Annotated in this window: 21 protein-coding genes; 10 read left to right on the top strand and 11 right to left on the bottom strand. The window is 35.3% G+C overall.

Annotation, left to right across the window (positions count from 1 at the left end; all coding sequences use genetic code 11):
* Positions 1 to 4: 4 nt before the first annotated feature.
* From ileS to gdhA, 5 genes are all read right to left on the bottom strand, one after another.
* Positions 5 to 3,472, bottom strand: a complete 3,468-nt coding sequence (gene ileS, locus AC1DY0_RS02585; protein WP_477187118.1) for an isoleucine--tRNA ligase — start codon at positions 3,470 to 3,472, stop codon at positions 5 to 7.
* Between the two features lie 156 nt (positions 3,473 to 3,628).
* The gene (gene recO / locus AC1DY0_RS02580) at positions 3,629 to 4,342 is read right to left on the bottom strand and encodes a DNA repair protein RecO (RefSeq protein WP_477187117.1); all 714 of its coding nucleotides are present in this window, start codon (positions 4,340 to 4,342) and stop codon (positions 3,629 to 3,631) included.
* 73 nt (positions 4,343 to 4,415) lie between these two features.
* Positions 4,416 to 6,710, bottom strand: a complete 2,295-nt coding sequence (gene porZ, locus AC1DY0_RS02575) for a type IX secretion system anionic LPS delivery protein PorZ (RefSeq protein WP_477187116.1) — start codon at positions 6,708 to 6,710, stop codon at positions 4,416 to 4,418.
* Positions 6,711 to 6,768: 58 nt separating this feature from the next.
* A complete protein-coding gene (locus tag AC1DY0_RS02570; protein WP_477187115.1) occupies positions 6,769 to 7,284 on the bottom strand; it encodes an N-acetyltransferase family protein in 516 nt (171 codons plus the stop codon).
* A 435-nt stretch (positions 7,285 to 7,719) separates the two neighbouring features.
* On the bottom strand, positions 7,720 to 9,063 hold the full coding sequence (gene gdhA / locus AC1DY0_RS02565) for an NADP-specific glutamate dehydrogenase (RefSeq protein ID WP_477187114.1): 1,344 nt from the start codon (positions 9,061 to 9,063) through the stop codon (positions 7,720 to 7,722).
* Positions 9,064 to 9,343: 280 nt separating this feature from the next.
* On the opposite strand from gdhA, the gene AC1DY0_RS02560 reads away from it, so the two are divergent.
* Positions 9,344 to 10,129, top strand: a complete 786-nt coding sequence (locus AC1DY0_RS02560) for a THC0290_0291 family protein (RefSeq protein WP_477187113.1) — start codon at positions 9,344 to 9,346, stop codon at positions 10,127 to 10,129.
* Positions 10,130 to 10,170: 41 nt separating this feature from the next.
* Here the strand turns inward: AC1DY0_RS02560 and AC1DY0_RS02555 are convergent, their stop codons facing one another.
* Positions 10,171 to 11,316: a cystathionine gamma-synthase gene (locus AC1DY0_RS02555; RefSeq protein ID WP_477187112.1), complete on the bottom strand. Its 1,146-nt coding sequence runs from the start codon at positions 11,314 to 11,316 to the stop codon at positions 10,171 to 10,173.
* 56 nt (positions 11,317 to 11,372) lie between these two features.
* Entirely contained in the window at positions 11,373 to 11,828 is a 456-nt protein-coding gene (locus AC1DY0_RS02550) for a DinB family protein (protein ID WP_477187111.1), read from the bottom strand.
* A 75-nt stretch (positions 11,829 to 11,903) separates the two neighbouring features.
* Here AC1DY0_RS02550 and AC1DY0_RS02545 point away from each other — a divergent pair, with 75 nt between their 5' ends.
* The 5 genes from AC1DY0_RS02545 to nadD all read left to right on the top strand — a co-directional run bounded on the left by AC1DY0_RS02545 (position 11,904) and on the right by nadD (position 15,585).
* Positions 11,904 to 12,254 carry an arsenate reductase family protein gene (locus AC1DY0_RS02545; protein WP_116796717.1) on the top strand — a complete coding sequence of 117 codons (351 nt, stop codon included), beginning with the start codon at positions 11,904 to 11,906 and terminating at the stop codon, positions 12,252 to 12,254.
* Positions 12,254 to 13,132 (top strand): DMT family transporter, encoded by an 879-nt coding sequence (locus tag AC1DY0_RS02540; RefSeq protein ID WP_477187110.1) that lies wholly within the window; start codon positions 12,254 to 12,256, stop codon positions 13,130 to 13,132. The genes AC1DY0_RS02545 and AC1DY0_RS02540 overlap by 1 nt, the downstream gene beginning before the upstream one ends.
* Before the next feature lie 236 nt (positions 13,133 to 13,368).
* The gene (locus AC1DY0_RS02535) at positions 13,369 to 14,229 is read left to right on the top strand and encodes a YicC/YloC family endoribonuclease (RefSeq protein WP_477187109.1); all 861 of its coding nucleotides are present in this window, start codon (positions 13,369 to 13,371) and stop codon (positions 14,227 to 14,229) included.
* A 98-nt stretch (positions 14,230 to 14,327) separates the two neighbouring features.
* A complete protein-coding gene (gmk, locus tag AC1DY0_RS02530; protein ID WP_477187108.1) occupies positions 14,328 to 14,900 on the top strand; it encodes a guanylate kinase in 573 nt (190 codons plus the stop codon).
* Positions 14,901 to 15,003: 103 nt separating this feature from the next.
* Positions 15,004 to 15,585: a nicotinate (nicotinamide) nucleotide adenylyltransferase gene (nadD, locus tag AC1DY0_RS02525; RefSeq protein WP_477187107.1), complete on the top strand. Its 582-nt coding sequence runs from the start codon at positions 15,004 to 15,006 to the stop codon at positions 15,583 to 15,585.
* Here the strand turns inward: nadD and AC1DY0_RS02520 are convergent, their stop codons facing one another.
* Complete coding sequence (locus AC1DY0_RS02520) at positions 15,586 to 16,482, bottom strand: LysR family transcriptional regulator (protein WP_477187106.1); 897 nt, start codon at positions 16,480 to 16,482, stop codon at positions 15,586 to 15,588.
* 88 nt (positions 16,483 to 16,570) lie between these two features.
* Between AC1DY0_RS02520 and AC1DY0_RS02515 the strand changes: the two genes are divergently transcribed.
* From AC1DY0_RS02515 to AC1DY0_RS02505, 3 genes are all read left to right on the top strand, one after another.
* Positions 16,571 to 17,341, top strand: coding sequence for a type 1 glutamine amidotransferase domain-containing protein (locus AC1DY0_RS02515; protein WP_477187105.1), 771 nt, complete (start codon positions 16,571 to 16,573; stop codon positions 17,339 to 17,341).
* A gap of 96 nt (positions 17,342 to 17,437) precedes the next feature.
* Entirely contained in the window at positions 17,438 to 18,601 is a 1,164-nt protein-coding gene (locus AC1DY0_RS02510; protein WP_477187104.1) for an iron-containing alcohol dehydrogenase, read from the top strand.
* 294 nt (positions 18,602 to 18,895) lie between these two features.
* Complete coding sequence (locus tag AC1DY0_RS02505) at positions 18,896 to 19,891, top strand: NAD(P)H-dependent glycerol-3-phosphate dehydrogenase (protein WP_477187309.1); 996 nt, start codon at positions 18,896 to 18,898, stop codon at positions 19,889 to 19,891.
* Positions 19,892 to 19,963: 72 nt separating this feature from the next.
* Here the strand turns inward: AC1DY0_RS02505 and AC1DY0_RS02500 are convergent, their stop codons facing one another.
* The 3 genes from AC1DY0_RS02500 to AC1DY0_RS02490 form a co-directional block, all read right to left on the bottom strand.
* On the bottom strand, positions 19,964 to 20,371 hold the full coding sequence (locus AC1DY0_RS02500) for a hypothetical protein (RefSeq protein ID WP_111408278.1): 408 nt from the start codon (positions 20,369 to 20,371) through the stop codon (positions 19,964 to 19,966).
* A gap of 152 nt (positions 20,372 to 20,523) precedes the next feature.
* Entirely contained in the window at positions 20,524 to 21,543 is a 1,020-nt protein-coding gene (gene pheS / locus AC1DY0_RS02495; protein ID WP_477187103.1) for a phenylalanine--tRNA ligase subunit alpha, read from the bottom strand.
* Between the two features lie 109 nt (positions 21,544 to 21,652).
* Positions 21,653 to 22,009, bottom strand: a complete 357-nt coding sequence (locus AC1DY0_RS02490; protein ID WP_111408279.1) for a hypothetical protein — start codon at positions 22,007 to 22,009, stop codon at positions 21,653 to 21,655.
* Positions 22,010 to 22,139: 130 nt separating this feature from the next.
* On the opposite strand from AC1DY0_RS02490, the gene AC1DY0_RS02485 reads away from it, so the two are divergent.
* A complete protein-coding gene (locus AC1DY0_RS02485) occupies positions 22,140 to 22,640 on the top strand; it encodes a CvpA family protein (protein ID WP_477187102.1) in 501 nt (166 codons plus the stop codon).
* Positions 22,641 to 22,686: the final 46 nt, after the last annotated feature.

The following is a 22,686-nucleotide window of genomic DNA, read 5'->3' as shown; positions in this document are numbered from 1 at the left end:
AATACTAATTTTTTGTAATTGTTATTTTTGTTGTTATTCCATCAAAGTCAATTTCCGTGCCATTCTCTATAATTTCCTCAAAAACAAGTACTTCTGTCAGCGTTTCTGATTTTATATAGTCTTCATTGGCCTTAACTGCTGTTTCCAAAGTATCATTATTTTGCAAATGAACTTTAATTTTATCAGTCACTTCAAATCCAGTATCTTTTCGGATATTTTGAATTCTGTTCACCAATTCTCTTGCAATTCCTTCTTCTTTCAGCTCGGGAGAAATTGTAATATCCAACGCAACTGTTATTCCGTTTGAATTGGCAACCAACCATCCTTCGATATCTTGTGACGATATTTCTACGTCTTCTAGTGATAAAATTACACTATTTCCCGCAATTACAACAGTTAGCGAGCCTTCTTTGTCAAATTGTGAGATTTGTTCTGTAGATAGATTTTGTATCTCTTTGGAAATCAATCCCATATCTTTTCCGAAGCGAGGCCCTAAAGCTTTGAAATTCGGTTTAATTTGTTTAATCAAAACACCGGAAGCATCATCCAAAAGCACGATTTCTTTTACATTTACCTCTGCTTTGATAAGATCTGAAACAGCTTCAATTTCAAGCTTCTGATTCTCGTCAAGTACCGGAATCATTACCTTTTGCAGTGGTTGACGTACCTTAATCATCTCCTTTTTTCTTAGTGATAAGACAAGTGAAGAGATAGTCTGCGCTTTCTGCATTTTGCTCTCTAACATTTTATTAACATACTTTTCAACTGAAACAGGGAACTGAGCCAAATGTACAGACTCAAAATTTTCTGTTTGTGTCGCTTTTGTCAAGTCTCTGTAAAGAGAATCCATAAAGAACGGGGCTATCGGCGCACTTAATTTACTGATACTAARCAAACAAGTATAAAGCGTTTGATAAGCAGCRATTTTATCTTGAGCATATTCWCCYTTCCAGAAACGACGACGRCATAGACGAACGTACCAGTTACTTAAATTTTCCTGTACAAATTCGGATATCGCTCGAGCTGCTTTTGTAGGCTCATAATCATCATAATAACCGTCTACCTCAGCAATTAAAGTATTCAATTCTGAAATAATCCATTGATCAATTTCAGGTCTTTCGTTTACTGGAATTTCAGCTTCAGCATATTTAAACCCGTCAATATTGGCATATAAACTAAAGAAAGAATAAGTATTGTACAACGTTCCAAAGAACTTACGACGCACCTCAGCAATTCCTTCTAAATCAAATTTTAAGTTATCCCAAGGATTGGCATTCGAAATCATATACCAACGTGTAGCATCCGGACCATATTCTTTTAAAGTTTCAAAAGGATCGGCTGCGTTACCCAAACGTTTGGACATTTTTTGTCCATTTTTATCCAAAACTAATCCGTTTGAAACTACATTTTTATAGGCAATTTTATCAAAAACCAAAGTTCCAATAGCATGCAAAGTATAAAACCAACCACGAGTTTGATCTACTCCTTCGGCAATAAAATTAGCAGGATAATCTTTGTTTTCGTCTATTTTTTCTTTGTTTTCAAATGGGTAATGCCATTGTGCATAAGGCATCGCACCTGAATCAAACCAAACATCTATCAAATCGGCTTCACGCTTCATCGCTTTCCCTGAAGCAGAAACTAACGTAATTTGATCGACTACATTTTTGTGCAAATCAATCAAATCATAATTCTCTTCAGACATGTTTCCAATCTGGAATCCCTTGAATGGATTTTCACTTTGAACGCCTGCTTGAACTGCTTTTTCAATTTCATTGTATAACTCTTCAACAGATCCGATTAACATTTCTTCGGTTCCGTCTTCGGTTCTCCAAATAGGCAATGGAATTCCCCAAAAACGGGAACGGGATAAATTCCAGTCATTGGCATTTTTCAACCAATTTCCAAAACGTCCTTCACCTGTCGCTTTTGGCTTCCAATTGATGGTTTCATTAAGATCGAACATACGGTCTCTAACCTCGGTGATTTTTATAAACCAAGAATCCAAAGGGTAGTATAAAATTGGCGTATCAGTTCTCCAGCAATGTGGGTAACTGTGCACATATTTCTCTACTTTGAATGCTTTATTTTCTTCTTTTAATTGAATGGCAATCTCTACATCAATAGAACGTTCTGGTGCATCTCCATCTGCAGCTGTATAGTATTCGTTTTTAACATATTTACCAGAATATTGCCCTAATCCTTGGATAAATTTCCCTTGTAAATTCACTAATGGAACTGGGTTCTCATTTTCATCCAACACTAACATTGGCGGTACTTCTGGCATAGCTTCTTTTGCTACTTTGGCATCATCAGCTCCAAAAGTTGGCGCTGTGTGCACAATTCCAGTTCCGTCTTCTGTTGTAACAAAATCTCCTGAAATTACTCTAAAAGCATTTTCTGGATTTTGGTATGGCAAAACAAAAGGTAATAATTGCTCGTAACGAATACCAACTAAATCGGCACCTTTACATTCTGCAAGAATATGAAACGGTATTTTTTTATCTCCTTCTTTGAAATTTTCAAAATCAGACGCATCGGTACTTTCAAAAAAACCTTTTCCAAATTGTTTTCCAACTAGGTTTTTCGCCAAGATCACATTGGATGGGCGGAAAGTATATTGATTGAATGTTTTTACCAAAACATATTCAATTCTTGGTCCTACTGTCAAGGCAGTGTTACTTGGCAAAGTCCAAGGAGTTGTCGTCCAAGCCAAGAAATGGATTTCATCCAAATCTAGTTTTTCGAACTTATAATGTTTTAAATTATTGGAACTGATATAATCATAAAAAGTATTAAAAACCAATTCTTTTTGGTCTTCTAAAACTTTAAATTGAGCCACAACCGTTGTATCAGTAACATCTCTATAACTTCCAGGCTGATTTACCTCATGAGAGCTCAATCCTGTTCCCGCTTTTGGAGAATAAGGCTGAATGGTGTACCCTTTGTACATCAAATCCTTGTTGTAGATTTGCTTCAACAACCACCAAACCGATTCCATATATTTGGATTTGTAAGTCACGTATGGATCTTCCATATCAACCCAATACCCCATTTTTTCGGTTAGGTCATTCCAAACATCGGTATAACGCATTACAGTTTTCTTGCACGCTTCGTTATACTCCTCTACGGTTATTTTTTTTCCAATATCTTCTTTGGTGATTCCAAGTTCTTTTTCTGTACCCAATTCCACAGGTAAACCATGGGTATCCCAACCAGCTTTACGCTTTACTTGAAATCCTTTTTGGGTTTTATATCTGCAAAAAATATCTTTAATCGCACGTGCCATTACGTGGTGAATTCCAGGCAATCCATTAGCCGAAGGTGGTCCTTCAAAAAACACGAAAGGCTCATTTCCTTCGCGAGTGGTTACACTTTTCTCAAAAATGTTTTTTTCCTTCCAAAAATCCAACACTTCTGATGCCACTGTAGGCAAGTCAAGTCCTTTGTATTCAGTAAATTTTGTACTCATTTTATCCTTTTCTTAATCGTGGTGCGAAAGTAATAAATAGTTATGAATTATGAGTTATGAGTATATGAGTTTTTATGTGTAAGGAATTGTAGCTGCATTCTTTCGTGAAGCAGTAGCGAAATCAAAGATTTAGAGGAAAGCCATCGTCGAAATTTTTCAAGAAAAAACTTCCTTCAAAACATCCAAAGATTTTGGTCTTTTGAAACCATCGAGATGGAAACTATAATAATCGATTAAAATTTTCAAGAGCAGCTGTCTTTCAATAACATGAAACGTTTTTTGGTCGTTATCAAGTTTTAACTGAATTAGTTTTTTGAACAACTGGGTTTCGTGTTCCGTTAGTGAACTAATGGCGTGAAAAGGAGTAAAAACCCCTTCAATCATTTCGAAAAAAGGCATATCCATATCCGAAGTATCTGGATAAAACCCAAGGTATTTTGTAGTTTCCAACATTAGAATCAAATGGAAATTGGAAATTTCATCGTGCTGGTCCAACCAATGCAAAGCCGTTTCTAGGAATGTAAACAATGATTCGTTTTTTTCTTCTTCGTGTATCGAATGATGCAGAATTTCGGAGAGAAACAAAACTATGGTGCTTTTAAAAATATCCGAATGTATCGAATGAAAAGGAGACGAAATTTTTACTTCTTTGAAATTTTCCAAGGTCCCTTTATTTTTATGGACGGCTTCAATTTCTATAATAGTCAAAGGTTGAAAATAAGCCATTTTTTGACTTGCTTTACGAGACGAAAAAGCATCACGAACAAAGTACGACTTCAATCCGCTGGATAGCGTAAAGCATTTTACGATCAAGCTTTTCTCTTGAAATTTTAATGTTGAAATTACGATGGCTTTGGTTTTGACTAGCAAAATTGGATTATTAGATTATTGGACTTCTTAGATTTTAGATTTTCAGAAACTGCTAACTGAAATCTTCATTCTGCTATCTGATTATCATCACTTTTTTGACTTTGGTTTCGCCTCCATCTTGAGCCGATACAAAAATCATATAGACACCAGATGCCACTTTGTATTTCCCAAAAGCGGTAGTATCCCATTCTATAGTCCCTCCTTCGGATGTCGCTTCATAAACAAGATTGCCTGCCACGTCAGTAATTTTTACGTTCGCTTTGTTGAGCAATCCATTTATTTTTACTGTACCTTGATATTCTGGGCGAACTGGATTGGGATATACATATACATTACTTAAGTTTTCACTTGCCGATGTAGCAATTCCTTTGAAAGAAATCAATCCTTTGGATGTTGCTATAAAAACCTCGCCTGTACTGCTGTTGATGCTGATATCATTGATCACATTACTCGGCAATGGAGAGTTATCCGTTGTAAAATGATACTTGGTTTCTTGTCCATTTGGAGACACCATAAATACACCAGCATCTGCAGTAGCAATCCATTTATTGTTGGCACCGTCTACTTCAATATCACTTATAAATTGCTCATAAAGTAATTCCTGAGCCAAATTGTCCTCCAAAATAATGATGCTTTCTGTCGTCAACTGGCTCTCGGTTTGAAAATTGCTCACATTAGACAAAACCCTCAATCCTTTGGTTGTTCCTATCCAAAGTTGATTCTTGGTATCCACTGAAACTGCCCTAACGTCTTGTATAGGTAAATTTCCTTGATCTGCACCAAAAGTAATTTTTTTGAAAGTATTGCTGCTTTCATTAAATCCTACCACACCATTTTTACTGGTTGCCATCCATTTGGTTCCATATTTATCTATAACCATTGTAGCAAAATCATTTTCGGAAGGTGCTAAAAGAATTTTATCCATAGCATAACTTTTCCATTGTCCACCAGAGCTCATCACTTTCAAACCATTTACAACCCTACAATTGGTTACCCAAAAATTTCCAGATTTATCAAATGCAGTTCCGTTGATTCTAATGTCAATATAATTGGGATCTGGTGGGCTAATGGTTAGTGATTCCAGAGCGCTGTTGGTTTGATTGTACAAAATCGTTGGAATATCCTTTTCTGTTTTTAACAATCCTGAAAAAAAAGAACTGGCATAAACTTCATTTTCATTGGTTGGATTAACCGTAATTCGGGACATCGATTTGGCTCCCAAAACTGCATCAAAAGCGATATTCAACCATCCAGATGTGGTGAATTTACTTATGCCATAACTATCCAATGGATATGGATTGTAAAAAGTGCTATAATCGCCATAGACTGTCCAAAGCTGTGTTGGAGTAGCCTGCATGGAGAAGATATTGTTACGGGAAGGCCCAATGGGTGTTATGTTTTCATAAGTTGAACCGGGCAAAAATGAGGTAGTAATCAATCCATTTTCGGTTGTGCCAATATAAATTGCATCACTTATTACGGTAGCACAGCTAAAAGTTGAATTTATCTCTGGGATTTCATTTCTGTTTATTTGACGCTGCAATACCATCTGTTTATTGTAAATAAAAACGGTATTTGCTGTTGTTATAATTAGATAATCTGTGGTGGAACGAAAATTCGTGGTTGCTTCTGATAATGGCAAGAAACCATTAAATGTATTCGAACCTGAATCGTATTTGTGAACGTAGCCTGCTGTATTTACAGCATATAATTCAGTACCAAATGAAACTATTCCTGACCAATCCCCTGAGTTTATAACTTGCCATTGCTTGAAGTTAATTAAATTAGGATTACTTATGTCTCCTTTTCTAATTCCGCTTGAAGTGGATGCATAAATAAATCCATTGTAAATAGCGGTTTGAGATACTTTGATTTCGGCACCATTGTCACCGATGAAATAAGTATCACCAAACTTGGAAGTGGCCAGATTGAATTGAACAATCCCAAAGTCGGTTGAGACATATGCAATTCCGCCAAATTCCATAAAATTATTAATTCGTTTTATGCTACTTGGCAAGTTTTTATTAATGATATCGACCACTTTGAGCATTGTCCCATCAGCTTCATTGATAACGATTAATAAGCCGTTTTGATAGCCAACAATAGTTTTATTAAAAGTTGGACTGTAATAAAGCGCTGTAATGGTTTCACCTGAAAGTCCATCAACAGTTGTGGAGGTTTTTATAATGTTTGTAGTATTGTTTTGGGAAAACAAAGCATTTTCGGAAGCGGCATAAATAGTCGTTGGTGATTCGGAAACGGCTTTGATTTGGGTGTATGAGAAATATCCTTGCCAAGACAAATTCGTTTGGGCAAAAGTGATTTGTAGTACAAATAAAAAAAATAGATATAAAAGCCTTCTTTGCATTGAATCGATATTGGTTCACAAATATAGCACAAAGGAAAAGAGATTGCAGATTTTAGATTTATGATTTATGTAGCACTTTCTCATATGCTTTTCTTTGTCCTCCTCTGAAATAAACATGACCACAGAAAGTGTAACCTAATTTTTCGAAAACTTTCATCATTGCAATATTATCAAAATTCGTGTCTGCTTTTACGCTATATATGTTGTTCTGGATTGCAAAATCTTCTATACAGCCAATCATTTTTTGGGCACAACCTTTTCCCAAATACTTTTCGGAAATGGCCACTCGGTGAAACACGACAAAATCATCATTGGTTAACCACTTTCCTTCAATGTTTGCATATTCCGGCTCGTCATTGATCAATACCGCACAATACCCAACGATGGTTTCTTCATCGGTCAAAACAAATCCTGCCCCTTTTTCAATGTCTTTTTTAACCACTTCGGGGTTTGGATAACCATCTTGCCATTGTTCACTTCCTTCTTCTTTTCTCCTTATTATAGCCATTTGCAAAATGTCCCATATTTGAGGGATTTCAGAAATTTCAGCTTTTCTAAAGTGGTAATCTATCATTGTAATTTATATTTTTATTTAATTGTATTAAAGTTCTAATATTATTAAGGAGTTAGGGAATAATTAAATCCACCCAAAACTGGATGAACTCAGATACTCAATAACCTTCGTGTATTATTCCCAAATATATTGAATAATACCTGTGATTTTTTAAAAGATTTTTTGAATATCTAATTTGGCTTTTGGCCTTGAAAGAAAATAAATCTCTCGCCTCCCTAGAATTTGTGTGTTCGCGAAAGGGATAGAAACAAGCTACCGAAGTAGCGTGGATAGCCCGACCGCATTATGGAAAGGGGGCGAATAAGCGCAATGTAAAGCAGCCCCCTTTTCATAATGGGGTTTCGCCCAAATGCTGTTAGAACTGAATTTTATAAGCATAAAAAAAAGCCTTTAATCTTTACAGAAAAAAGGCTTTTTAATAGTATTAAAAGAATGTTATACCACTCCTTGAGCAAGCATAGCATCGGCAACTTTTACAAATCCTGCGATGTTGGCTCCTCTTACGTAGTCAACATAACCAGTTGCATCAGTACCATATTTCACACATGAAGCGTGAATATCTTTCATGATCATTTTTAATCTTTCGTCTACTTCTTCTGAAGTCCAGCTTAAACGCAATGAGTTTTGAGACATTTCAAGTCCTGAAGTGGCTACTCCACCAGCATTTGATGCTTTACCTGGAGCGAATAAAATTTTAGCTTTTTGGAAAACGTGAACAGCTTCTGGTGTAGAAGGCATATTTGCTCCTTCGGCAACACAAGTACATCCGTTTGCAACAAGCAATTTGGCTTCGTCTTCGTTCAACTCGTTTTGAGTTGCACAAGGCAAGGCTACATCACATTTTACTTCCCATGGACGTTTACCAGCTACATATTTTGCATTTGGATATTTTGCAACGTAATCGCTGATTCTTCCTCTTAACTCATTTTTGATTTCCATTACATGAGCTAATTTGTCTGTATCAATTCCATCAGCATCGTAGATATATCCTGCAGAATCAGACATAGTCACTACTTTACCTCCTAATTGAATTACTTTTTCGGCTGCATATTGAGCTACGTTTCCAGATCCAGAGATTACTACTGTTTTACCAGTAAAGCTTTCTCCTTTGGTAGCCAACATACTTTGTGCAAAATACACATCTCCGTATCCAGTAGCTTCTGGACGGATTAATGATCCTCCGAAAGAAATTCCTTTACCTGTTAAAACTCCAGTAAATTCATTTACTAATCTTTTGTATTGACCAAACATGTATCCAACTTCTCTTCCACCAACACCAATATCTCCAGCAGGTACGTCAGTATCAGCACCAATATGTTTCGATAATTCAGTCATGAAAGATTGACAAAAACGCATTACTTCGTTGTCTGATTTTCCTTTAGGATCAAAATCGGCTCCACCTTTTCCACCACCCATTGGCAATGTTGTCAAACTATTTTTGAAAGTTTGCTCGAAAGCCAAGAATTTCAAAATACTTAAGTTTACTGAAGGATGGAAACGAATTCCTCCTTTATATGGTCCAATAGCCGAATTCATTTGAATACGGTATCCTCTATTTACTTGTGTGTCACCTTTGTCATCTACCCAAACTACTCGGAACATAATGATACGATCTGACTCGACCATTCTTTCCAAAATCATTTTATTTTGGTATTTTTTGTTTTGTTCGATGAAAGGAATTACTGTTTCAGCAACTTCCGTAACAGCTTGCATAAATTCCGGCTCGTTCGGATTTTTTTTGGCAACCAATTCGATAAAATCTGTAATACTTTGTGACATGATCATAAAATTATAAACGTTTCAAAAACGTTTCCGTTAGTTTTGCAAAGATACATCTTATTCAAATATTTTAACTTTTTTTACGTGTCATTACAATAAAATTATCTTTTTATTAATCATTTATAAAAAATTCAACACAAGGCATACTGTTTTTACGAAATCGATGTAGTTTTCGTAAAGAATAGAATAATATGCACTTATTTTTTATTTTGATATTATTATTATTCTCTGTAGTAGTAGTTTTTATATCTTTGCTCCGTTTCGAATATACCACCTACTTATGATCAAACTTAAACTATTTGTATTATTCTTGTTAATAGGGCTTCCCCAAAGCTCCTTTTCCCAATTTGGAATTACGCACGAAATTGGCGTTATTGCTGGTCGAGTTGAGTTTCGATCCGACTACGGACAACGAGATAACACCAGAAACAATTTAGAAAACCAGGGATTTGGAATTGCCCTTGTTGATTACATGAACTTCTCCTATACTGATAACTTGAATGACTATTTTAAAGAGCATTTCAAAGTAAGATCTGAACTTTCGTACAGCAACACCAATTTAAAGCACTATGGTGAATGGGTTGAAAAAAATTCTATTGTATCCCAACGTCTTAAAGCAATGAGAGGTTCTACTGAATTGTTTAATTTTGGAATGCAACTTGAATATAATTTCAAGCATATCCACGATTTTGAAAGAGAGATTGGTAGCTGGGCCCCTTATATTAGTTTAGGACCACAAATTGGTTACTATAACGCTACTGCTACATCTACTTTGGGAGAAGTGGGCGATCCAAGTGTTACTCCTATAAAATATTTAATCCCATCAGATGGACATCCTCATGGATATTCAAATGAAAGTAAAGCCGTGTTTTCTGCAACCCTTAATCTTGGAATTCGCTATAAGTTGACAGCATTATCCGATCTTATTCTAGATACAAGAGCCCAATATTTCGCTTCAGATTGGGTTGATGGCCTTAATCCCAATAAAGATTTGTTCAAGGAAAACAAACAAAATGACTGGCTTACTTTTGTTGGCTTAGGTTATATTTATTATTTAGGCCATTAAAAAAAATCCCAACTCTTTTCAAGGTTGGGATTTTTTTTATCTTATGCTAATGCTTGATTCAAATCGGCAATTAAGTCCTCAGCATCTTCTATACCAACACTCAAACGAACCATGTCATCAGTGATTCCAACTTCTTTTCGTTTGTCTTCCGGAATAGATGCATGAGTCATTAATGCCGGATGATTGGCCAACGATTCTACACCTCCTAAAGATTCTGCCAGTGTAAAGACTTTAAGTTTTTCCAAAAACTGTACTGCTTCTTCTTTTTTACCAGATACAAAAGTAAAAGTCACCATTCCTCCAAAACCGCTCATTTGCTTTTTTGCAATCTCGTGATACGGATGACTTGGCAATCCCGGATAATAAACAGTTTTAATTTTTGGATGATTACTCAAGAATTCGACTATTTTAGTTCCATTTTCACAATGTCTTTGAACTCTTAAATGCAGCGTTTTAATTCCTCTTAACACCAGAAAACTATCCATTGGTCCAAGTGTCGCTCCTGTAGCAAATTGTTGAAAATGCAATTGATTACCCAACGCTTCGTCTTTTACAATCAAAGCACCTGCTATTACATCCGAATGTCCTCCCAAATATTTGGTAGCCGAGTGCATAACAATATCAGCTCCTAAATCCAATGGTTTTTGCAAATAAGGAGTCGCAAAAGTATTATCGACTGCAAAAAGAATATTATTCTGCTTAGTGATTTTGCCAATTTCCTGAATGTCGGCCAATTTCATTAAAGGGTTAGTTGGAGTTTCTACCCAAACTAATTTGGTGTTTTCATTAATTAACGACTTGAATTTATCCAAATCATTCATATCCACAAAATGAAACACAATTCCGCTATCTTTATAAATACGGGTAAACATTCTGTAGGTTCCTCCGTATAAATCATCCATAGCAATGATTTCATCACCCGCCTTAAACGATCTTAAAAGACAATCTGTAGCTGCCAGTCCTGATGAAAAAGCCAATCCACGAGTTCCATTTTCAATACTGGCCAATGCCATTTCCAAAGCAGTTCGTGTTGGATTTGCCGCTCTGCTGTATTCGTAATCTGGATTTAACGGTTTCCCCGGACTTGTTTGCACAAAGGTTGACGTTTGATAAACAGGAGGCATTACTGCGCCTGTACTAGGGTCATGATGTTGACCACCATGAATTACTTTGGTATTGAATTTCATTGTTTATTTTTTTGATTGTTTGTTAGTCTTATCTAACCTTTTATTTTTCTAAAAGTTTATACAAACTTTCTAATACTCATCATTATTCCGATATGCAATCCTTCGTGAAAGTTGTTGAATTCAATAGCTCCTACAGCACTTTTCAAAATATATCCAGTAGATGTTGGATATTCTTGGTAATTTACAAAAATGCCATTATTGTAATCTACTTCCAATTTATGCAAAGTATCAAACAACAAATTTTTTATTTCATCTGCCTCAGCTTGTGTAACATCTTGTTCTGGCTTAGTACCTTTTTTATATTTTTCTACCATTACATCAGAAACCATCATCGGCAATCCTGATAATTTGTAAACTAATATTTGCTGTGTCACAACAACATGCCCAATGTTCCAAATTAAATTATTACTGAATCCTTCTGGAATTTTATTTAATTGTTCTAATGTGTAATTTTCAAAATAAGCATTTAGCATTTTTCTGCTAGTGCTGTTAACTTCAAATGTATCTTTCATAAGTTTAATTTTTGCATAAAATTAAACATTTTAACTGTCAAATGTTTTCCTTTGCATTTAGAAAATAGAAAAATAATGAACAAAATATACTATCTCGCTTCTTGTGACACTTGTCGAAAAATAATAAAATCACTTCCAAAAGACCATGATTTGGTTTTTCATGACATCAAGCAAAACCCAATCACTGTTGAAGAACTTGAAGAAATGTATCGTCTCTCTGGAAGTTACGAAGCTTTGTTTAGTAAAAAGGCACAATTGTATAAATCGATGGATTTAAAAAACAAATCCCTCACCGAAGATGATTACAAAAAATACATTTTGGAACATTATACTTTCTTGAGCCGTCCTGTTTTTATCATAAATGACAAAATATACATTGGCAACACGCAACAAAATATTCTTCAAGTAATGAAAGCGTTGGGTTAATGTCAAAAAGAAATCTTGCCTTATTAGGTGCTACTTTTGTTTCCATAATTTACGGAGTTACTTTTACCATTGCCAAAGATGTCATGCCAAAATACATCGATGCCTATGGATTCATCCTTTTGCGTGCCGGTGGTTCCATGCTCCTTTTTTGGTTGGTTTGGCTTTTTATGCCCAAAGAAAAAATTGCACTCAACGATTTCCCTAGAATTATAGCTGCTGCTTTTTTTGGGGTAGCGTTTAATATGTTGACTTTTTTCAAAGGATTGAGTCTAACTTCTCCTATTTCGGCGGCCGTAATAATGGTTTCGACCCCCATGATTGTATTGGTACTTTCGGCCATTATCATGAAAGAGCGGATGAAAAAAAGAATGGTGTTTGGAATTCTCCTTGGCCTCGTTGGAACTGCTTCTCTAATCCTTTACGGAAAGTCTATTGGTGACACCTCTCAATCTGGGCTGGGTAATTTTCTGGTTTTGATTAATGCTATTTCGTATGGATTTTACCTGATTATCGTTAAAAAATTAATGAATAAATACAATGCCTTCACCTTCGTGAAATGGATTTATTTGTTTGGATTTATAATGGTTTTACCTTTTGGATGGAGTGAATTTTCAGTTGTTGATTGGACTATTGTTCCAACTGAAATTTATTGGAAAATAAGTTTTGTGGTCGTGATTTCTACCTTCTTGACCTATTTGTTGAACCTGCTTTCGATGAAGGAATTGAAACCCACTACAGTAGCCGTTTTTATTTACTTACAGCCTTTATTTGCTTCTGTTTTTGCTATAAGTTTAGGAAAAGATGCCTTGAGTTTGGCTAAAGTTGGTTCTGCTTTATTGATATTTTCCGGAGTATATTTGGTTACCCAAAAGAAGTAAAAACTTGAGTTCAATTATGAACTGTTTTTTCCTTTTAAAATAATTACAAAAATGGAAAATCTTTCCCTTTAGCCCCGGTTGAAGTGAAAATCCTTATAAGCCGGGGTTCGGCTTATAAGATTGTAACGGAAAACGGGACCATATTGCCTAAAATGCCAAATGTTTCTGCTCCTAAATTAAGACTTAAAAGCAGCGTTCCACTTTTTTATTATCTTTGAACACTTTTAGAAAAATATATGATACAATCGATGACTGGTTTTGGTAAAGCGACTTTGCAATTACCATCCAAAAAAATTACAGTAGAAGTAAAATCTTTAAACAGCAAAGGTTTAGATTTAAATGTACGAATGCCTTCTCTTTATCGCGAAATGGAACTGGGTTTACGCAACCAAATCGCTCTAAAACTAGAAAGAGGTAAAGTAGATTTTTCTATTTTTATCGAAAGTACCGCAGAACAGACTTCTACAAAGGTCAATGTACCTATTGTAAAAGCCTACATCAAACAATTGAGAGAAGTGTATGCTGATGCCGATGAAACCGAATTGATGAAAATGGCCGTGCGTATGCCTGACACTATGAAAATAGAACGTGAGGAAATCGACGAAAATGATTGGATTCAGATCCAAACCGTAATCGAAGAAGCGTTGCAAAACATTTTGAATTTTAGAAAAGACGAAGGCCAATCATTGGAAAATGAATTTCAATTGCGTATCGGTAACATTCGTCAATATATGAATGAAGCTTTGGCACTGGATCCGGAGCGTGTTCAGGCGATAAAAGACCGTTTGCAAACTGCCATTGCAGAATTAAAAGTAAACGTAGATGAAAACCGTTTCGAACAGGAATTAATTTATTACCTAGAAAAACTGGACATAACTGAAGAGAAAGTACGTTTGACCAACCACTTGGACTATTTCCTTGAAACCATCAACGGAACGGAAGCCAACGGTAGAAAACTAGGATTCATTACTCAGGAAATGGGACGTGAAATCAACACTATGGGATCCAAATCGAATCACGCGCAAATGCAAAAATTAGTGGTTCAGATGAAAGACGAATTGGAAAAAATTAAAGAACAGGTGCTTAATGTACTATAAAGTCAACCTGCAAGGTTTTTTTCAATCCTTGTAGGTTTCTTATTTTAAAACCATACCTACAAGGTTCAAAAAAAACCTTGCAGGAAAAGCATAAAACAATGAAAAAGGGAAAATTAATTGTATTCTCGGCACCATCGGGATCTGGGAAAACCACTATAGTTAGACATTTATTAGGAAAGGAAGATTTGAATTTGGAATTTTCCATTTCGGCAGCTACGCGTGAAGCACGTGGTGAAGAAGTAAGTGGAAAGGATTATTACTTTATGTCTTTGGATGAATTTAAAAAACACATCAAAGCAGAAGATTTTGTGGAATGGGAAGAAGTCTATCGCGATAATTTTTATGGCACGCTAAAAAGTGAGGTAGAACGCATTTGGGCTCAAGGCAAAAACGTGATTTTTGATATTGACGTTGCTGGCGGTTTGCGCATCAAGCATAAATTCCCAGAGGAAACTTTGGCTGTTTTTGTAAAACCACCAAGTGTTGATGAACTTAAAAGAAGATTGAAAGAACGCTCCACCGAAAGCGAAGACAAAATCAATATGCGAATCGCCAAAGCTTCTGTAGAATTGGCTACCGCACCGCAATTTGACGTGATTATAAAAAACTATGATTTGCCTGTTGCCCTCGAAGAAGCCTATCAATTGGTAAAGGATTTTGTGAACGATTAAATTATAACACTAAGATTCACAAAGAAAAATAAGATTCGCGAAACTTAAAAAAATTCTTTGTGAATCTTATTTTTCTTTGTGAACCTTTGCGAAACAAAATTATATGAAGATCGGACTTTATTTCGGAACGTTTAATCCCATTCATGTTGGGCATCTTATCATTGCCAATCACATGGCGGAACATGCCGATTTGGATCAGGTTTGGATGGTCGTTACGCCGCACAATCCGCTCAAAAAAAAAGCGACTTTGCTTGACGATTACCACCGTTTGCAAATGGTCTATCTCGCCACAGAAGATTTCCCAAAAATAAAACCTTCGGATATTGAGTTCAAATTATCACAACCCAATTATACCGTAAATACGCTGGTCCATTTACAGGAAAAATTTCCCGATCACAAGTTTTCCTTAATTATGGGCGAAGACAATTTAAAGTCGTTGCACAAATGGAAGAATTACGAAGTTATTTTGGAACACCACGACATCTACGTTTATCCACGCATTTCATCAGAAACCGACAATTTAGATTTAAAAAATCACCCGAGGATTCATTTAATTAATGCTCCTGTAGTAGAAATATCTTCGACTGACATTCGTCACAATGTCAAAAAAGGTAAAAATGTTCAGCCTTTATTACCTCACAAAGTTTGGGATTACATTGATCATAATAATTTTTACAAAAAATAATTAACTCAAAACTGCTTTCAATTCCATTTCTATATCCTGAAAAACAGAACTCAAATTATTGTTTTTCCCTGATAATAAAAAGACTTCAGTGTTTGGCATTTCTTTACTATTCCATATCAGTTGTAGTTTCTTTTCCTGGATCAAATTTTTGGCATTAACATTCCAAGTAATAGCAACTCCTACATTTTTACTAAGGATTTCAAGCATTTCATATTCTGATGGAATGATATAATTGGCCACAATTGAAGGCCTTTTTTTAGCAAAAACATGTAACCAAAATAATTTAATATGCGGAATTCCTGCATCATGGCTGTACCATTTTTGCTCGTTCAACCAATTTTCGATAGCTATTAAATCTTTAATTTTAATTTTTGCTTTCAATACTGAGCTATCAATATCTGTAGACCCCACAATAACTTGTTTGATGTCACCCACTTTTCTCTGAATTGTATCAAAAGTATCGAACTTCTTGGTTACTACGGCAAAATCTAATTTTTTGGAATTCACCAAATCAAATAGTGCATCATTGTTATGAAACGTAAAATCGATAAAATCAAATTTTGCGAGCAATGAACTCCCTATGCTGCTCATCAAATGTCTGGAAATACCAACAGTAAATAATCGATTGGCATTAAAAGCTTTGGCACGAAATCCGTTCTCAACATTTTCCAATCTGTCTAAAGCGTCAATAATTAGATTATTGAGTAACTTAGCGTACTCTGTTGGTTCAACCCCTTTGGACTTTCGATTGAAAAGTTTGTAACCTATATGCGCCTCCAACATTACTATTTGTTGACTAACAGCAGGTTGACTTATAAATAATTCTTTGGCAGCCAATGAAAAATTTCCGTTTTTATAAACAGATTTAAAGGTTCGGTACCATTCCAGATTGACCATGATATAAATATATTTATCACAAACATAATTTAAATTATTTTTACTGATATCATATTCACCATAAATTTGCTGAACTAAAAATTAAACCATGAAAAAATTTACAGTATTAACTATTCTAGCATTAACCGTGAGCTGCTTTATGGCAACTGCACAAAAACAAAATAATAAAAAGATGAAAAAAGTATTATTTGTAGTTACCAGTCACGATCAATTGGGTAACACAGGAGAAAAAACTGGATTTTGGACAGAAGAATTGGCTGCTCCATATTATGCTTTACTAGACCAAGGTGTGATTATTGACATCGCTACACCAAAAGGGGGGCAACCTCCAATTGACCCAAAAAGTGCCGATCCGTCATCAGCAACCGAAGACACTAAACGATTTGATGCCGATACCGTTTTATTGGAAAAACTAAAAAACACCAAAAAACTAGCCGATGTTAATCAAGCAGATTATGATGCTGTTTTTTACCCAGGAGGTCACGGTCCACTTTGGGATTTGGTTGAAGATAAATATTCCATTGCTTTAATTGAGTCTTTCTATACGCATAAAAAACCTGTAGCTTTTGTATGTCATGCTCCTGCAGTTTTAAAAAATGTAAAAGTAAATGGACAATTTTTGGTAAAAGGCAAAAAAGTTACAGGATTCGCCAATACCGAAGAAGAAGCTGTTGGACTAAGCAAAATTGTTCCTTTTTTATTGGAAGATGCACTACAAACAAATGGAGGAATTTATAGTAAAACAGAAAATTGGCATCCGTACGCTGTTGAAGATGGATTATTGATTACAGGTCAAAACCCAGCTTCATCCAAACTTGTGGCCGAAAAATTATTGACTCAATTGAATTCAAAAAAATAAAAAAAAGACGCTAAGATTCTGAGGGACTGAGTTGCTAAGATTAAAAAAACTTAGAACCTCAGCATCTCAGAAACTTAGAAACTAAAAAAACACACTATGCTAAATTTCGAATTATACAATCCTACCAAATTAGTTTTTGGAAAAGGGCAAATTGAAAAATTATCGACATTAATTCCTGCCAATACCAAAATCCTTCTTGCTTATGGCGGAGGAAGCATTTTTAAAAATGGAGTTCACGAGCAAGTTCGTAAAAGTCTGGAAGGTTATGACATTGTTGAATTCGGAGGAATTGAAGCCAATCCGCATTTTGAAACTTTGATGAAAGCTGTCGCTATTATCCGAGAGCAAAAAATTGATTTTATTCTGGCTGTTGGTGGCGGAAGCGTTATTGATGGCGTAAAATTTATTTCGGCTGCGGTACCTTTTGAAGGAGATCCAATCGACATTCTGAAAAAGAGGATTATTTTTAAAGAAGGAGCTACCGTGATTCCGTTTGGAACTGTTTTGACTTTACCTGCTACGGGCAGTGAAATGAATTCGGGTTCGGTGGTGACGATTGCAACAACTCAAGAAAAATTAGACTTCGGAGGTTCGGCTATGTTTCCAAAGTTTTCTATTTGTGATCCTACAGTAATTACATCCTTACCTAAAAGACAATTACAAAACGGTGTTGTAGATGCTTATACACATGTTCTTGAACAATACCTAACCTATGTACACGAAGGGTTTTTACAAGATCGAATCTCAGAAAGTATTTTGCAAACTTTAATTCAAATTGGCCCTGATGTAGTAGAAAATCCATCTGATTATGCTTTGGCATCCAATTTTATGTGGAGCTGTACGATGGCTTTGAATGGATTAATTCAAAAAGGAGTTCCTTCAGACTGGGCTACTCATATGATTGGACACGAATTGACAGCACTTTATGGAATTGACCACGCAAGAACACTTGCTATCATTGGTCCCAACCTATACAAAGTAATGTTTGAAACTAAAAAGGAAAAACTGGCCCAATACGGAAAACGCGTGTTTCTTTTAACGGGAACCGACGAAGAAATTGCTTCGGCTGCGATTGAGAAAACCATAGCTTTCTTCCATACTATGGGAATGAAAACTCTACTCTCTGAAAATGCGGAAAATATTGAAAAAACTGCCGATTTTATAGTCGATCGTTTTGAAAAAAGAGGATGGAAAGCATTGGGAGAAAAACAAAATATTACTTTAGAAAAAGTGAAGGAAATTGTTTTGACAAGTTATTAATCGAGTTAGAAATAGCTCATAAAAAAGGCGTTCACTTAACCATAAGAACGCCTTTTTAAAATACTAAAACAAAACTAACTAACTCAATCTTCATATTTAAATTCTAAACAATTTATTTATAATGACTTACAACGCAAGTATTGTGTATATATTGTATAAATTCAAAAAAAATTATAAATAATTTATTTTTTTGGCAAAAACTTTATAAAACCCCACAAATTCTAGGCTTGGCAAAAAAATTAATTTGTGTTATTGGTATATTTTTAAGTACTTTTGATGAAATTTAATAAAAAAATGGCCGATAATTTAAAATTTGCAGTGATTGGTGGCGGAAGCTGGGCTACTGCTATTGCTAAGATGTTGTGCGTAAATCTTCCCGAGATTTCATGGTATATGCGAAATGATGCTGCTATAGAACACATTAAAACCTACAAACACAATCCCAATTACTTAAGCTCTGTTGAGTTTGACAACAAAAAACTAAAACTTACCAACGATATCAACGAAGCTGTTGCCTATGCTGATTACATCATATTTGCAATCCCTTCTGCTTTTTTGAATAGCGAACTCGAAAAATTAACGGTTTCTCTAAAAGACAAAATAATTTTTTCTGCTATAAAAGGAATTGTTCCCGAAACTAGTTTGATTGTTGGGGAACATTTTCATTACAAATACGACATTCCTTATTACAATATTGGTGTAATTACAGGACCTTGCCACGCAGAAGAAGTAGCATTGGAAAGACTTTCTTACTTGACTATTGCCTGTGGTGATCCTGACAAAGCCTCCATAGTTGCTAAAAATTTATCAGGAAATTATATCAAAGCGAAAATCTCTGATGATATTATTGGAACTGAATACGCAGCAATGCTGAAAAACATTTATTCTATTGCTGCAGGAATAGCACACGGATTGGGTTATGGTGATAATTTCCAGTCGGTTATTATGAGTAATGCCATTCGTGAGATGAAAAAATTCATCAAGAAAGTGCATAAAATGAAACGAAACATCAATGATTCTGCTTATTTGGGTGATTTATTGGTTACGGGTTATTCTGTTTTTTCCAGAAACAGAATGTTCGGTAATATGATTGGAAAAGGATACACCGTACAAGCTGCGCAAATGGAGATGAGTATGGTTGCCGAAGGTTATTATGCCGTAAAAAGCGCCTATAAACTCAACCAAGGCTATGGTGCCAAAACTCCTATTATTGATGCTGTTTACAGCATCTTGTACGAAGGAAAAGAGGCCAAAGCCGTGTTTAAAAAATTGACCGAAGAATTAGACTAAAGATTGCAGAATTCAGATTTAAAAACAAACAAAAAAGGCATTTTCTTAAATTAGAAAATGCCTTTTTTACTTTTATTTCACCATCACTCCATCAACAAACAGGAGTGGCACTTCCTCTACATCTGTCTCATTGATACTGTTGGCTTTGAAAATAAACTTTTTGTCGTATAATGTGTTTCCGATAAAATAGGTCACCATAAACTCATTGTTGAGTGCCAATACACTTTTCTCAATCATTTCGATTTTCACCACTGAAACTGCTGGAACTTCCATAAAAGCGTGACGCAAAAGAGAAGTTTTTTTCATTTCTCCGTCTATGGTTCCAAAAGCTTTGGAGACTACCATAACGCTGTCAAGTTGAAAATCGCTATCGTTTATTAAATAGGCATACCAAACTTTCTCCATAAAATCATCGCTCCATTCTTGAACGGCAGCAAGGAATACGTTTTCTACTTCGGGGATGGTGATGTCGGATTTCATTCTTTTGGAAATATTATTGTGATTGTTGTTTTTGTATTAAACTAAACGTGTTGAATACGGAATGCCCTAGCCCAGATGGAAACGGCATCCTTTTCCTTTTTTCTTTAAAAAGGAAAAGATACAGTGGACAGCTGGAAATAGCTCCTTATAATTTATATGCTTGATTTAAATTGTTCCAAGAAACGCACGTCGTTTTCATAAAACATACGGATGTCACCAATTTGATACAATAACATCGCGATACGTTCGATTCCCATTCCGAATGCAAAACCATTGTACTCGTCTGGATTGATGTCACAGTTTTTAAGAACATTTGGGTCTACCATTCCACAACCCATAATTTCCAACCAACCTGTTCCTTTGGTGATACGGTAATCGGTTTCGGTCTTTAAACCCCAATAAATATCAACCTCGGCGCTTGGTTCCGTAAAAGGAAAGTATGAAGGTCTCAAACGAATTTTTGATTTCCCGAACATCTCTTTGGTGAAATACAAAAGCGTTTGCTTCAAGTCTGCAAAAGATACGTCCTTGTCAATATACAATCCTTCCACTTGGTGAAAGATACAGTGTGAGCGCGATGAAACAGCCTCATTACGGAAAACTCTTCCCGGGGAAATCGTACGGATAGGCGGTTTGTTGTTCTCCATATAACGTACTTGTACGGATGAAGTGTGCGTACGCAACAAAATATCAGGATTTGTCTGGATGAAAAAGGTATCCTGCATATCACGCGCCGGATGGTATTCCGGTAGATTCAATGCGGTAAAATTGTGCCAATCGTCTTCGATTTCCGGACCTTCGGAAACGTTGAATCCGATGTTTGAAAAGACATCAATAATTTGGTTTTTTACCAATGAAATAGGATGACGAGAACCAATAATTGTTGGTTCGGCCGTACGGGTTAAATCTCCGTAAATTCCTTTGAACTCTTCTTTGTCAGCCAAAGCTTCCTGAATGGATTTTACTTTGTCTTCGGCAGAAGTTTTAAGTAAATTGATTACTTGTCCAAATTCCTTCTTTTGGTCATTAGGCACGTTTTTGAATTCAGCAAAAAGATCTTTCAACAAACCTTTGGTTCCCAAAAATTTTATTCTAAATGCTTCTAGTTCTGCTGTATTTTGTGTGGAGAACGCCTGAGCTTCACCAATATATTCTTTTATCTTGTCTATCATTTTCATTCCGTAATTGAGAGTGCAAATTTAGGAAATTTGTTTCAAGTATCCCGTTTAAAGTATAAAGTTTCCGTTCCAAAATCTTAAAACTGGAATCTGTCATCAAAATTTAATCAATCACTTCTCTTTCCAGAAAATAATTGACGATTGCTTCTTTCATTAAAACGGATTGTTCTCCAGCTTTTAATGGTGGCAATTGTTCTTTTACTTTGTAATGTGGCCAACCTTCTTCGTCAAAAAATTCGAATTCGTAGAATCCGTAAGGTTCCAATAATCGACAAATAGCTATATGCATCAAATTGAGCTTTTCGTCTTTTTTGTATTCGCGATGTACTTTCCCTAATTCCTGTACTCCTATTAAATAAATTATGGCATCCAAATCCAAATCTTCCCCTTGTGAAAATTGATTGGAAAGTATATCGACAAGCCGTTCCCAGCGTTCTTTTAGTTGTGTGTCTCTTGACATTTTTATTGTTGATTGTTGATTTTCAAAAAAGATAACCAAATTATTTTACGCAAAGATAAGAACTAGAAAATTGACAATGGTTACCGAACAATTCTTTTATCTTTGCCCCTTTAATTTTTAAAATAAATAAATGAGCTTTTTTGATATTATCATTGGCGGATTGTTGTGTTTTTCGTTGTATAAAGGAATTAGAAACGGGCTTTTTGTGGAAATGGCTTCATTCTTTTCTCTTATTTTGGGAATTTACGTTGCCATAAAGTTTTCGGATGTGCTTACAACTATTTTATCGGGTTGGTTGCATTGGAATCCTTATACTATCCAAATTTTTGCTTTTATACTGACTTTTATTGTCGTGGTTATTGGCATTTATATGCTTGGAAAGCTCTTGACCAATGTAGCTGATTTTGCCTTTTTAGGTTGGATTAACAGTCTTGGCGGCGGTTTTTTCAGGGTATTGAAAACCATTTTAATCATCAGTATATTTTTTACGCTTTTCGAAAAAATAAACTACCATAACTATCTGGCCAAAAAAGAAACTCTTGACAAATCGATTTTCTTTAACCCAATTCAAAAAATAGCAGACTTTGTTTTTCCATCTATTGAGAAATGGTACGATAAAGCTAGGAAATAGGTAATAGTTTGCAGAAGGTAGATTTCAGACTAAGATTCCTTATTAC

It is taken from the genome of Flavobacterium sp. P1_E4, from assembly GCF_056405915.1.
Note: the sequence above shows the minus strand (reverse complement) of the source record. Positions and strands in the feature narration are given on the sequence as shown.